Here is a 12459-nt window from a genome sequence, read left to right as displayed (position 1 = left end):
ACACCTCGTCGAGGGTTTCGGCACGGTCACCATCGCCCCCGTCGACCCCGCCGCCGACGCGGCCCTGATCCACGGATGGGTCAGCGAGGAGCGGGTCCCGCCCCGCAGGCGTTCCTCCCGCTACGCGGCGTGCCCTCCGTCGACCGAGAGCTCCGCGCCCGTGACGAAGCCGGCCTCCGGCCCGGCGAGGAAGGACACCAGCGCGGCGACCTCCGCGGGGGTGCCGAAGCGGCCGAGCGCCGTCAGGGCCCGCTGCGCGTCCGCGTGCGGTCCGTCGGCCGGGTTCATGTCGGTGTCGACCGGGCCGGGGAGGACCAGGTTCGCGGTGATCCCGCGCCCGCCCAGCTCCCGGGCCAGGGCCCGGGTCAGACCGGCCAGCGCCGCCTTGCTCATCGTGTAGAGGGTCCCGCCGGGCCCCGCGACGCGCAGCGCCATGCAGCTGCCGATGGTCACGATCCGTCCGCCGGGGCCCAGGTGCGCGGCCGCCGCCCGGGTGGTCAGGAAGACCCCCCGCACGTTGACGTCCAGCACCCGGTCCACGTCGCGCGGGTCGAGCTCCTCCAGCGGGCCGAGCACGCCGATCCCCGCGTTGTTGACCAGGACGTCGAGCCGGCCCAGGGTCCGTACGGTCTCCTCGACGCAGGCCGCGGCCCGCGCGGGGTCGCCCGCGTCGGCGCGTACGGCCAGGCCCCTGCGGCCGAGGGCCTCGATCCTCCCGACGACCCCGTTCGCCGCCTCCTCGCCGTCCGTGTAGGTGAGGGCGACGTCGAAGCCGTCCTCGGCCAGGCGCAGCGCCGTCGCCGCCCCGATGCCGCGGCTGCCTCCGGTCACCAGGGCCACTGTCCGGTCGTTCATGTTTCCTCCCCGAATCCACCAACAAGTCGTTGCGGCTTCAATGAAACGGGGGCGGGGAGGGCCGCGCCGGCGGGAATCGGACGGGGCGTTCACGCGCGCCGCGCCGATGAGTACCGGGCGGCCCGGGAGTCTGAACGGGTGCACGGGGTAATCGGAACGCAACGATCCAAGGAGCGCTGAGCCATGGGAAAGCTGACCCTGACCACCTTCCTGACCCTCGACGGCGTCGTACAGGCCCCCGGCGGGCCGCAGGAGGACACCGACGGCGGGTTCGAGTACGGCGGCTGGTTGACCCCCTTCGCCGACGAGGGCATGGGGGAGTTCATGACCGAGGTCTTCGACCGGGCCGGGGCCTTCCTCCTGGGCCGCCGGACCTACGAGATCTTCGCCGGGTACTGGCCGGCGCAGACCGACCCCGCCGACCCGATCGCGAGCCGGCTGAACGCGCTGCCGAAGTACGTGGCCTCCACCACCCTCAAGGAACCCGCCTGGGCCGGCACCACCGTCATCGACGGGGAACACCTCCAGGCGGAGGTGGTCCGGGCCAAGGACGCCACCGACGGCGAGCTCCAGGTGCACGGCAGCGCCCTGCTCGCGCAGTGGCTGCTGGCGCGGGACCTGGTCGAGGAACTGAACCTGCTGACCTTCCCCGTCTTCCTCGGCGCGGGCCGCCGGCTGTTCCCCGTCGGCGGTCTGCCGACGGCCTACGAGCTGACGCACTCCCGCACCACCGGCGGCGGCGCGGCCATCCACACCTACCGGCCCGCGGGCCGCGCGACCTTCGGCACGATCGGCGCGTAGCCGACCGGGCCGGCGGGGGCGGGCGGAGAGCCGGCGGGGGCGGGCGGAAAGGGGTCGACCGGGAAGATCGACTCGGCTACGGTGGGCCCGCACCCGTGCGAGCCACCGTCGTCTCCACCCCCTTCTCGTGGCCGGAGCCGCCCCGGTGTCCACCCTCGCCGTCACCGCCCCCGCGCACGCCCCCCGCCGAGCCTGGCTCGCGGACCTGCCCGTCCTGCTCGTCGCCGTCGTCTGGGGCGCCAGCTACCTCGCCGCCAAGGGCATCACCACCACCCACACGGTGATCGCCGTCCTCGTCCTGCGCTTCGCCCTGGTCCTGCCCGTCCTCGTCGTCGTCGGCCGCCGCCGGCTGCGCGCGCTCACCCCCGCCCAGGTGCGCGGCGCGGGCGCGCTGGGCCTCGTACTCGGCGGGATCTTCCTGCTGGAGACCTACGGGGTCGTGCACACCTCGGCCACCAACGCCGGGCTGATCATCAGCCTGACCATGATCTTCACCCCGCTCGCCGAGTCCGCCGTCCGGCGCACCGCGCCCCGCCCCGCCTTCCTCGGCGCCGCCGCCCTCTCCGTCGCGGGGGTGGTGCTGCTCACCCAGGGCGCCGGCTTCACCGCGCCCGGCGCGGGCGACCTGCTGATCCTCGGCGCCGCCCTCGCCCGCACCCTGCACGTGCTCCTGATGGCCCGGATCAAGGCCGTCCAGGACGCCGACGCGCTCTCCTTGACCACCGTCCAGTTCGGCGGCGCCGTGCTGGTCTTCGCGCTCCTCGCGGCCCTGCCCGGCACCGGGGCCACCCCCTGGCGGGCGGCGGCGGACTTCGGCCCCGCCGAGTGGGCCGGGCTCGCCTTCCTCACCCTCTTCTGCACCCTGTTCGCCTTCTTCGTGCAGATGTGGGCCGTACGCCGCACCTCGCCCTCCCGCGTCAGCCTGCTGCTGGGCACCGAACCCCTGTGGGCGGCCGCCGCCGCCATCGCCATCGGCGGGGAGCGCCTGGGCGCCCTCGGCCTCGCGGGGGCCGCGTTCGTCCTCGTCGGCACGGCCTGGGGCCGCCGCGCCGCGGCCTGACCCCCGGCCCCGGGCCGCGCGCGTCCGGCGCCGCGCCGCCGCCCGGTGGTCCGATTGGCCGACAATCGGCTGCTGCCCGCCCGAGCGCCGGGCCTACGGTGGCCCCCATGGTCCGCACCGCCCCCTCAGAGGTCCGGCAGCTCCGCCGGCCGCACGGGGCGCCGCTCCCGCCGCGAGAGCTCGCACGCCTCCGCCACCCGGAACGCGGCCAGCGCCTCCCGGCCGTCGCAGGGGTTGGGCCCCTCGCCGCGCACCAGCCGGACGAAGGCCGCCAGCTCGGCCTCGTAGGCGGGCCCGAACCGCTCCAGGAAACCGGACCACGGCTTGCTCGCCGGGGGAGGGCCGTGCGGTTCGGTGGAGGCGATCGGCGTGCGGTCGTCGAGCCCGGAGGAGACCTGGTCGAGCTCCCCGGACAGCTCCATGCGCACGTCGTACCCCGCGCCGTTGCACCGGGTCGCGGTGCTGGAGACCAGCGTCCCGTCGTCCAGCGTGAGCAGGGCCGCCGCCGTGTGCACGTCCCCGCTGTCCCGGAACGCCGCGAGGCCCCCGTCCGCGCCGGTCGCGTACACCTCGTCCACCTCCCGCCCGGTCACCCAGCGGACCATGTCGAAGTCGTGCACCAGGCAGTCGCGGTACAGGCCGCCCGAGGTCGCCAGGTAGGCGGCGGGCGGCGGCGTCGGATCGGACGTCGTGGTCCGTACGGTGTGCAGCCGGCCCAGCGCCCCGGAGCGGACCAGCTCCCGCGCGGTGGCGTACCCGGCGTCGAACCGCCGCATGAAGCCGAGCTGGAGCGTCCCCCCGACGGCGGCCACCTCGCGCAGCACCGCCAGGGTGCGGGCCAGGTCGGGGGCCACGGGCTTCTCGCAGAACACCGGCAACCCGCCGCGCACCGCCCGGACGACCAGCTCCGCGTGCGCCGCGGTCGCGGTGGCGATGACCACCGCGTCCACGCCCCAGGTGAACACCTGGTCGACGGAGGGCGCGGCGGTGGCACCGAGCCGGTCCGCGAGCCGTGCGGCCCGCCCGGGGTCGGCGTCGGCCAGCAGCAGCGAACCGGCGTCGGGGTGGCGGGCCAGGGCGGCCGCGTGGAACGAGCCGATCCGGCCGGTTCCCACGATCCCGATGCGCATGCACTCAACGTGACCCCGTACGGGGGACCTGTCAATCCGCCCGCGCACGCCCCGATGGCCCCTCATGGTCCACTGTGGCGGATACTGGGCGGCTGGAACCGTAATGACCGATTGATGACGCAGTGATGACGCACGAGGGAAGGGCACGGGGACGTGGCTAGGGTTCGGACAGGGGTACGCGTCGTGGGCGCGGTGCTCGCGGCGGTACTGGGAGCCTCCCTCGCGGGTTGCAGCAGCACGGGCGGCAAGCGCGCCGAGGAGCGGGCGCGGGCCGCCGAGGCGGGCCGACCCGCGGTGTCCACGCCGCGCTGGACCTTCGCGATGGTCACCCACGCGGGCGATGGCGACACCTTCTGGGACATCGTGCAGAAGGGCGCCAAGGAGGCCGCGGCGAAGGACAACATCAACTTCGTCTACTCCCACGACGACCAGGCGCAGCAGCAGGCGCAGTTCGTGCAGAACGCGATCGACCAGAAGGTCGACGGGCTCATCGTCAGCCTCGCCAAGCCCGACGCCCTCAAGGACGTCATCGGCAAGGCCGTGAAGGCCGGCATCCCGGTGGTCACCGTCAACTCCGGATCGGCCCAGTCGGCCGAGTACGGCGCCCTGACCCACATCGGCCAGGACGAGGGGATCGCCGGCGAGGCCGTCGGCACCGAGCTCAACAAGCGCGGCCGCAAGAAGGCCGTGTGCGTCCTGCACGAGCAGGGCAACGTGGGCCACGAGCAGCGGTGCGCCGGGGCGAAGAAGACCTTCGCCGGCTCGATGGAGAACCTGTACGTCGAGGGCACCAACATGCCCTCCGTACAGGCGTCCATCCAGGCCAAGCTCCAGGCCGACCCCTCCGTCGACGCGATCGTCACCCTCGGCGCCCCCTTCGCCCCCACCGCCGTCAAGGCGAAGGGCGCGGCCGGCAGCTCCGCGGAGGTGGACACCTTCGACCTGAACGAGTCCGTCGCCCGCGACCTGAAGTCCGGGGCGCTGGGCTTCGCGGTGGACCAGCAGCCCTACCTCCAGGGGTACGAGGCCGTGGACCTGCTGTGGCTCAACCGCTACAACGCGGACGTCCTCGGCGGCGGCCGGCCGGTCTTGACCGGCCCGCAGATCGTCACCGGGACCGAGGCGGGCAAGCTGGAGGAGTACATCAAGCGGGGCACCCGATGAGCGCCGCCTCCGCCCCCGCCGACGAACGCCTCGCCCCGGCCTCGCTCGTCCGCAGACTGCTGGGCCGCCCCGAGCTGGGCGCGGTCGTCGGGGCCGTCGCCGTCTTCGTCTTCTTCTCCTTCGCCGCCGACAGCTTCCTGCGGGCCTCCAGCCTGAGCACGATCCTCTACTCCGCCTCCACGATCGGGATCATGGCGGCCCCCGTCGCGCTGCTCATGATCGGCGGCGAGTTCGACCTCTCCGCCGGGGTCATGGTCACCACGTCGGCGCTGGTCAGCTCGATGTTCAGCTACCAGATGACCGCGAACGTCTGGGTGGGCGTCGGGGTGTCGCTGCTGGTCACCCTGGCCATCGGCTTCTTCAACGGCTTCATGCTGACCCGCACCCGACTGCCCAGCTTCATCATCACGCTCGGCACCTTCCTGATGCTGACCGGACTGAACCTCGGCTTCACCAAGCTGATCAGCGGATCGGTCTCCACCAAGAGCATCGCCGACATGGAGGGCTTCGCCTCCGCCCGCGCGCTGTTCGCCTCGCAGTGGAACGTCGGCTCGGTCACCCTCAAGGTCACCATCCTGTGGTGGTTGGCCCTGGTCGCCGTCGCCACCTGGATCCTGCTCCGCACCCGCGCCGGAAACTGGATCTTCGCGGTGGGCGGCGGCGCCGACGCGGCCCGCGCCACCGGCGTCCCGGTCGTCAAGACCCGCATCGGCCTCTACATGGGCGTCGCCCTGTGCGCCTGGATCTCCGGGCAGCACATCCTCTTCTCCTTCGACGTCGTCCAGTCCGGGGAGGGCGTCGGCAACGAGTTCCTCTACATCATCGCCGCCGTGATCGGCGGCTGTCTGATGACCGGCGGCTACGGCTCCGCGATCGGCTCGGCCGTCGGCGCCTTCATCTTCGGCATGACCAGCAACGGCATCGTCTACGCCCAGTGGAACCCGGACTGGTTCAAGTTCTTCCTCGGCGGGATGCTGCTGCTGGCCACCCTGCTGAACGCGTGGGTGCGCAAGCGGGCGGAGGCCAAGTGATGACCGGGACCGACACCGGGAAGGGCGCCGGCGCCGCGCCCGGCACCACCCTCGTGAAGCTGACCGACGTCAGCAAGCACTACGGCAACATCCGCGCCCTCCAGGGGGTCTCCCTGGAGGTGTCCGCGGGCGAGATCACCTGCGTGCTCGGCGACAACGGCGCCGGCAAGTCCACCCTCATCAAGATCATCGCCGGGCTGCACCAGCACGACGCGGGCACCTTCGAGATCGAGGGCGAGGAGACCGTGCTCGCCAACCCGCGCGCCGCCCTCGACCGCGGCATCGCCACCGTCTACCAGGACCTCGCCGTCGTCCCCCTCATGCCCGTCTGGCGCAACTTCTTCCTCGGCTCCGAGCCGACGAAGGGCCGCGGCCCCCTGCGCCGCCTCGACGTGGACCTCATGCGCGAGACCACCCGCGCCGAGCTGCTGCGCATGGGCATCGACCTGCGCGACGTCGACCAGCCCATCGGCACCCTGTCCGGCGGCGAGCGCCAGTGCGTGGCCATCGCCCGCGCCGTCTACTTCGGCGCCAAGGTCCTCGTCCTGGACGAGCCCACCGCCGCCCTCGGCGTCAAACAGTCCGGCGTGGTCCTCAAGTACGTGGCCGCCGCACGCGACGCCGGTCTGGGCGTGGTCCTCATCACGCACAACCCGCACCACGCGCACCTGGTCGGGGACCGTTTCGTCCTCCTCAAGCGCGGCACCATGGCGGGCAGCCACACCCGGGACTCGATCACCCTCGACGAGCTCACCCGGCAGATGGCGGGCGGCTCGGAACTGGACGAGCTGAGCCACGAGCTGGAGCGGGTGGCAGAATCGGGGACGGACACCCCCACCGGCGCGGCCGCGGCCGCACCCACCTCCGACAGGGACGACACGACTCGATGAGCACGTACCGGGACTTCACGCTCGCCCACCGGGGGGCGGCGCGAGGCACCGTCCTGCGGACCGTCGGGACCCGCGAGCGCCGCTCGCTGCTGACCGCCCCGCGCGTCCCCACGGTCGGCATCGACATCGGCGGCACCAAGGTCATGGCCGGGGTCGTCGACGCCGACGGGGTCATCCTGGAGAAGATCCGCACCGAGACCCCCGACAAGTCCAAGAGCCCCAAGGTCGTCGAGGACACCATCGTCGAGCTGGTCCTCGACCTCTCCGACCGGCACGACGTCCACGCCGTGGGCATCGGCGCCGCCGGCTGGGTCGACGCCGACCGCTCCCGGGTGCTGTTCGCCCCGCACCTCGCCTGGCGCGACGAGCCGCTGCGCGACGCCCTCCAGTCCCGCCTCGCCGTCCCCGTCATGGTCGACAACGACGCCAACACCGCCGCCTGGGCCGAGTGGCGCTTCGGCGCCGGCCGCGGCGAGGACCACCTCGTCATGATCACCCTGGGCACCGGCATCGGCGGGGCCATCCTGGAGGGCGGCCAGGTCAAGCGCGGCCGCTACGGGGTCGCCGGCGAGTTCGGGCACATGCAGGTCGTACCCGGCGGGCACCGCTGCCCCTGCGGCAACCGCGGCTGCTGGGAGCAGTACAGCTCCGGCAACGCCCTGGTCCGCGAGGCCCGCGAACTCGCCGCCGCCGACTCCCCGGTCGCGTACAACATCATCGCCCGGGTCGGGGGCAACGTCCACGAGATCACCGGCCCGCTCATCACCGAGCTGGCCCGCGAGGGCGACGCCATGTGCGTCGAGCTCCTCCAGGACATCGGCCAGTGGCTCGGCGTCGGCATCGCCAACCTCGCCGCCGCCCTCGACCCGTCCTGCTTCGTCATCGGCGGTGGCGTCAGCGCCGCCGACGACCTCTTGATCGGCCCCGCCCGGGACGCCTTCCGCCGCCACCTCACCGGCCGCGGCTACCGCCCCGAGGCCCGCATCGCCAAGGCCCAGCTCGGCCCCGAGGCCGGCATGGTCGGCGCCGCCGACCTCGCCCGCCTCGTCGCCCGCCGCTTCCGCCGCGCCACGCGCCGACGCGTCGAGCGGTACGAGCGCTACGCGCAGCTCGGCCGGCGCGGCACCACCGCCCCCGAGGACCAGGAACAGCAGTGACCCCGCCCTCCCTGCCCCACCAGGCATCCGCCCCCGAGGCGGACGGCCCGCCGTCGACCCCCGCCGAGGACCGCCGGCACGTCGTCCGCCGCCGCTGGATCACCGCGATCATCATCCTGCTCCTCGTCGGGGTCCCGGCCGGCTACCTGGCCGTCTCCGCGCAGCAGAGCCGCGAGAGCGGCCGCGACAAGGCCGCCAAGATCGGCGCCGTCAAGGTGCGCGGCGGATGGCCGTCCAAGGTGCAGCGCAGCGTCTACGAGGTCCCCATCCCGATGATGGCCTCGCTGGTCGGGTACCTGGAGACCAACAACTGGCACACCAGCCGGCTGTACGTGCAGTTCGGCGTGACCCCGACCGAGCTCGACACCTTCCTCGCCGACATCGGCACCAGCCGGGAGGCGCTGACCCCCGGCGTGTCCGTGTCCGCCCACGACGCCAAGGTCGCCGGCTGGAGCTGGAGCCCCAAGCACCAGTGGGTCGGCACCACCCTGGAGCAGAAGGAACCCCGCCCGACCCGGGACGTCACCGTCGACCTCACCAACCCGGCCAACCCCCGCGTCTACGTCGTGTCCACCGCCATTCCCTAGACGGTGCCGGGCCCCGCCTACCCTGGGCCCATGAAGCTCACCAAACGGCTGCACTCCTGCGTCCAGTTGGAGAAGGACGGGCACACGCTCGTCATCGACCCGGGCGCCTTCAGCGAAGCGGACGCGGGTCTCGGCGCGGACGTCCTGCTCGTCACGCACGAACACCCGGACCACTTCGAGGAGGGCCGGCTGCGCGCCGCCCTCGACGCCAACCCGGCGGCCGGGCTGTGGACCCTGCGCAGCGTCGCCGAACGCCTCGCCGGCGCCTACCCGGGCCGCGTCCACACCGTGGGACACGGCGACGCCTTCACCGCCGCGGGCTTCGAGGTCCGGGTGCACGGCGAACTGCACGCGGTGATCCACCCGGACATCCCCCGCGTCACCAACGTCGGCTACCTCGTCGAGGGCTCCCTCTTCCACCCGGGAGACGCCCTGACCGTGCCGGACGCCCCGGTGGACACGCTGATGCTGCCCGTGCACGCCCCCTGGAACAAGATCGCCGAAGTGATCGACTACGTCCGCGAGGTCAAGCCCCGACAGGCGATCGACATCCACGACGCCTACCTGGCGGACCTCGCCCGACCCATCTACGACAACGCCCTCGGCGGCCTCGGCGGCGCCCCGCACCACCGCCTCGGGGCGGGCGAGAGCGCCGCGGTCTGACTGTCGGTGCCGGGCGGTAGGTTGGTGGACATGCGTATCGCCACGTTCAACGTCAACTCGATCACCGCCCGGCTGCCGCGCCTGCTCGCCTGGCTGGAGAGCTCCGGCACGGACGTCCTGTGCGTCCAGGAGACCAAGTGCTCGGCGGAGCAGTTCCCGACCGAGCAGCTGCGCGAGCTGGGCTACGAGTCGGCCGTCAACGCCACCGGCCGGTGGAACGGCGTCGCCCTGCTCTCCCGCGTCGGCCTGGAGGACGTGGTCCTCGGCCTGCCCGACGGCCCGGACTACGAGGGCGTGCAGGAACCCCGCGCGATCTCCGCCACCTGCGGCGGGGTGCGCGTCTGGTCGGTGTACGTGCCCAACGGCCGGGAGGTCGAGCACGACCACTACGGCTACAAGCTCCAGTGGTTCGGCGCGCTGACCACCGCCATCGCCCAGGACGCGGCGGGCTCCCGCCCCTTCGCGGTCCTCGGCGACTTCAACGTGGCCCCGACCGACGAGGACGTGTACGACCCGGCGGTCTTCGAGGGCCTCACGCACGTCACCCCCGCCGAGCGCACCGCCCTGGAGGCGCTGCGCGGCGCCGGCCTGTCCGACGTCATGCCGAGGGCCCTCAAGTACGACCGCCCGTACACCTTCTGGGACTACCGGATGCTCGCCTTCCCGAAGAACAAGGGCATGCGCATCGACCTCGTCTACGGCAACGAGCCCTTCACCAAGGCCGTCAAGGACGCCTACGTCGACCGCGAGGAGCGCAAGGGCAAGGGCGCGTCCGACCACGCCCCCGTCGTCGTCGACCTGGACCTCTAGAGCCCAGCCCCGGATCCCCGTCGAACCAGGCGCGCCCTGTGGCCGGCGGGGGATCCTGGTGCCAGGCTGGTCGGTATGAACATCCCCTTCCTGGCCCACTGGCTGAACCGGCACGAGACGGAACGGGGTGCGGGGCTCGCCGGCGCCCTCGCGAACGACCCCGAGGGTGTCGCCGAGCTGTTCTCCGAGTGCGAGATGCTGCGGGCCCAGGCGAGGGCGGCCGGGCTCGAACTCGACCAGACCCCGGCCTCGTTGGAGGCCCTCGACCAGCTGATGCCGCGCTGGCGACGGGATCCGGAGGCCGTGCCCTGGCTCGGCAACGACGCCGGTTTCTACCTCGGGACCGTGATCGTGCGCACCATCCCGGGAGCGGTCTGGCAGGTCTGGCCCAACGGCCAGCCGGTGATCCGGCTGGAGTCGGGGCGGGAACTGAACGTGGTCGAGTCGGGGGTGTCCTGGGCGATGACCGGTTCCCCCGAACTCAGCCAGGCCTACGCGGAGGCCTCCGAGGGCTGAGCCGTAAATCGGCTTTATGTACCGATTGGGCGTGTCGGGACGAAGCCCTCCCGACGGCTGGATAGTTTGCGCTGACCTCGACACACCGACAAGTGGGCAGGGCAGCGTATGGCCGTCGATCCGTTGATCGAGCTGCGGGACGTCAACAAGCACTACGGGACCTTGCACGTCCTCCAGGACATCAACCTCACCGTCGGCCGCGGGGAGGTGGTGGTGATCATCGGCCCCTCCGGCTCCGGGAAGTCGACCCTGTGCCGGACGATCAACCGCCTGGAGACCATCGAGTCGGGGACGATCCTCCTCGACGGCCGCCCCCTGCCCGCCGAGGGCAAGGAACTGGCCCGGCTGCGCGCCGAGGTCGGCATGGTCTTCCAGTCCTTCAACCTCTTCGCCCACAAGACCGTCCTGGCGAACGTCTCCCTCGCCCAGGTCAAGGTCAGGAAGCGCGGGAAGGACGAGGCGGACAAGCGCTCCCGCGAACTCCTGGAACGCGTCGGCCTCGCGAACCAGGCCGAGAAGTACCCCGCCCAACTCTCCGGCGGCCAGCAGCAGCGCGTGGCCATCGCCCGCGCCCTCGCCATGAGCCCCAAGGCCCTGCTCTTCGACGAGCCCACCTCCGCCCTCGACCCCGAGATGATCAACGAGGTGCTGGAGGTCATGCAGCAGCTCGCGGCCGAGGGCATGACCATGGTCGTGGTCACCCACGAGATGGGCTTCGCCCGCTCCGCCGCCAACCGCGTCGTCTTCATGGCGGACGGCCGGATCGTCGAGGACCGCGCCCCGGAGGCCTTCTTCACCGCTCCGGAGAGCGAACGCGCCCGGGACTTCCTCTCCAAGATCCTCAAGCACTGAGGGGCGGCCCGAGATGAAGCGCACCCGCGTCCTGAGGACCGTCCTGCTGCCGCTGCTGACCGCCGTCCTCCTGGTGGGCTGCGGCCGGCCCGGCAGCCCGCCCGTCAAGGGCCCGCAGCCCGAGGACCTGCCCGTCTACCAGGTGGCCACCGACTTCCGGTTGCCCGATTCCCGCACCTGGGAGCGGGCCAGGAAGCGCGGCCGGCTCGTCGTCGGCGTCAAGGAGGACCAGCCGTACCTGGGCGAGAAGGACCCGGCCGCCGGCCGCTACTCCGGCTTCGACATCGAGATCGCCAAGATGATGGCCGCCTCGCTCGGCTTCAGGCCCGAGCAGATCGAGTTCAAGACGATCGCCTCCGCCAACCGCGAGACCGCCCTCCAGAACGGCCAGATCGACTACTACGTCGGCACCTACACGATCAACGACAACCGCAAGAAGCAGGTCGGCTTCGCCGGCCCCTACTTCATGGCCGGCCAGTCCCTCCTGGTGCGCCGCGACGAGAAGGACATCAAGGGCCCCGACGACCTCGCGGGCAAGAAGGTCTGCTCCGCCGCCGGATCCACGCCCTACCAGCGGCTCCAGCGCGAGTACCCCAAGGCCGTCCTCGTCGCCTACGACACCTACTCGATCTGCGTCGACAACCTGCTGACCTACCAGGTCGACGCCGTCTCCACCGACGACTCCATCCTCCTCGGCTACGCGGCCAAGGTCCCCGAGGAACTCAAGGTCGTCGGCACCCCCTTCTCCAAGGAGCCCTACGGCATCGGCGTCCCCCGCGGCGACGACGCCCTGCGCTTCGCCCTCGACGACGCGCTCGCGGCGCACGAGAGGAACGGCGACTGGAAGAAGGCCTACGAGGCCACGCTCGGCCTCTCCGGCGTGCCCGCCCCGACCCCACCGCCCATCGACCGCTACCCGACGAGCTGAGGGGAGAACGCACCG

14 protein-coding genes are annotated in these 12459 nt (G+C 72.4%); 12 read left to right on the top strand and 2 right to left on the bottom strand.

What is annotated here, in order from left to right:
• Window positions 1–120: 120 nt before the first annotated feature.
• On the bottom strand, window positions 121–855 hold the full coding sequence (locus AB0D01_RS36640; protein ID WP_363063158.1) for a 3-oxoacyl-ACP reductase family protein: 735 nt from the start codon (window positions 853–855) through the stop codon (window positions 121–123).
• A 183-nt stretch (window positions 856–1038) separates the two neighbouring features.
• On the opposite strand from AB0D01_RS36640, the gene AB0D01_RS36635 reads away from it, so the two are divergent.
• Window positions 1039–1656, top strand: a complete 618-nt coding sequence (locus tag AB0D01_RS36635; RefSeq protein WP_363063156.1) for a dihydrofolate reductase family protein — start codon at window positions 1039–1041, stop codon at window positions 1654–1656.
• A 145-nt stretch (window positions 1657–1801) separates the two neighbouring features.
• The gene (locus AB0D01_RS36630; protein WP_363063162.1) at window positions 1802–2716 is read left to right on the top strand and encodes a DMT family transporter; all 915 of its coding nucleotides are present in this window, start codon (window positions 1802–1804) and stop codon (window positions 2714–2716) included.
• 125 nt (window positions 2717–2841) lie between these two features.
• Here AB0D01_RS36630 and AB0D01_RS36625 read toward each other — a convergent pair whose 3' ends face one another.
• Window positions 2842–3846, bottom strand: a complete 1005-nt coding sequence (locus tag AB0D01_RS36625) for a Gfo/Idh/MocA family oxidoreductase (protein ID WP_363063154.1) — start codon at window positions 3844–3846, stop codon at window positions 2842–2844.
• 183 nt (window positions 3847–4029) lie between these two features.
• Between AB0D01_RS36625 and AB0D01_RS36620 the strand changes: the two genes are divergently transcribed.
• The 10 genes from AB0D01_RS36620 to AB0D01_RS36575 all read left to right on the top strand — a co-directional run bounded on the left by AB0D01_RS36620 (window position 4030) and on the right by AB0D01_RS36575 (window position 12444).
• Entirely contained in the window at window positions 4030–5010 is a 981-nt protein-coding gene (locus tag AB0D01_RS36620) for a sugar ABC transporter substrate-binding protein (RefSeq protein WP_363063152.1), read from the top strand.
• A complete protein-coding gene (locus AB0D01_RS36615) occupies window positions 5007–6041 on the top strand; it encodes an ABC transporter permease (protein WP_363063150.1) in 1035 nt (344 codons plus the stop codon). Before AB0D01_RS36620 ends, AB0D01_RS36615 begins: the two co-directional genes overlap by 4 nt.
• Window positions 6041–6931 (top strand): ATP-binding cassette domain-containing protein, encoded by an 891-nt coding sequence (locus tag AB0D01_RS36610; RefSeq protein ID WP_363063148.1) that lies wholly within the window; start codon window positions 6041–6043, stop codon window positions 6929–6931. Before AB0D01_RS36615 ends, AB0D01_RS36610 begins: the two co-directional genes overlap by 1 nt.
• Window positions 6928–8088 carry an ROK family glucokinase gene (locus tag AB0D01_RS36605; RefSeq protein ID WP_363063146.1) on the top strand — a complete coding sequence of 387 codons (1161 nt, stop codon included), beginning with the start codon at window positions 6928–6930 and terminating at the stop codon, window positions 8086–8088. Before AB0D01_RS36610 ends, AB0D01_RS36605 begins: the two co-directional genes overlap by 4 nt.
• Window positions 8085–8675 (top strand): hypothetical protein, encoded by a 591-nt coding sequence (locus tag AB0D01_RS36600; RefSeq protein WP_363063144.1) that lies wholly within the window; start codon window positions 8085–8087, stop codon window positions 8673–8675. The genes AB0D01_RS36605 and AB0D01_RS36600 overlap by 4 nt, the downstream gene beginning before the upstream one ends.
• Window positions 8676–8705: 30 nt before the next feature.
• Complete coding sequence (locus tag AB0D01_RS36595; protein ID WP_363063142.1) at window positions 8706–9338, top strand: MBL fold metallo-hydrolase; 633 nt, start codon at window positions 8706–8708, stop codon at window positions 9336–9338.
• 30 nt (window positions 9339–9368) lie between these two features.
• Window positions 9369–10148 (top strand): exodeoxyribonuclease III, encoded by a 780-nt coding sequence (locus AB0D01_RS36590; RefSeq protein ID WP_363063140.1) that lies wholly within the window; start codon window positions 9369–9371, stop codon window positions 10146–10148.
• Window positions 10149–10223: 75 nt separating this feature from the next.
• Window positions 10224–10664, top strand: a complete 441-nt coding sequence (locus AB0D01_RS36585; RefSeq protein WP_363063138.1) for a DUF6278 family protein — start codon at window positions 10224–10226, stop codon at window positions 10662–10664.
• A gap of 108 nt (window positions 10665–10772) precedes the next feature.
• Window positions 10773–11516, top strand: coding sequence for an amino acid ABC transporter ATP-binding protein (locus tag AB0D01_RS36580; RefSeq protein ID WP_363063136.1), 744 nt, complete (start codon window positions 10773–10775; stop codon window positions 11514–11516).
• A gap of 13 nt (window positions 11517–11529) precedes the next feature.
• Window positions 11530–12444 (top strand): glutamate ABC transporter substrate-binding protein, encoded by a 915-nt coding sequence (locus AB0D01_RS36575; RefSeq protein WP_363063134.1) that lies wholly within the window; start codon window positions 11530–11532, stop codon window positions 12442–12444.
• Window positions 12445–12459 lie beyond the last annotated feature (15 nt).

Source organism: Streptomyces sp. NPDC048606 (genome assembly GCF_040650855.1).
Classification (GTDB): domain Bacteria; phylum Actinomycetota; class Actinomycetes; order Streptomycetales; family Streptomycetaceae; genus Streptomyces.
Note: the sequence above shows the minus strand (reverse complement) of the source record. Positions and strands in the feature narration are given on the sequence as shown.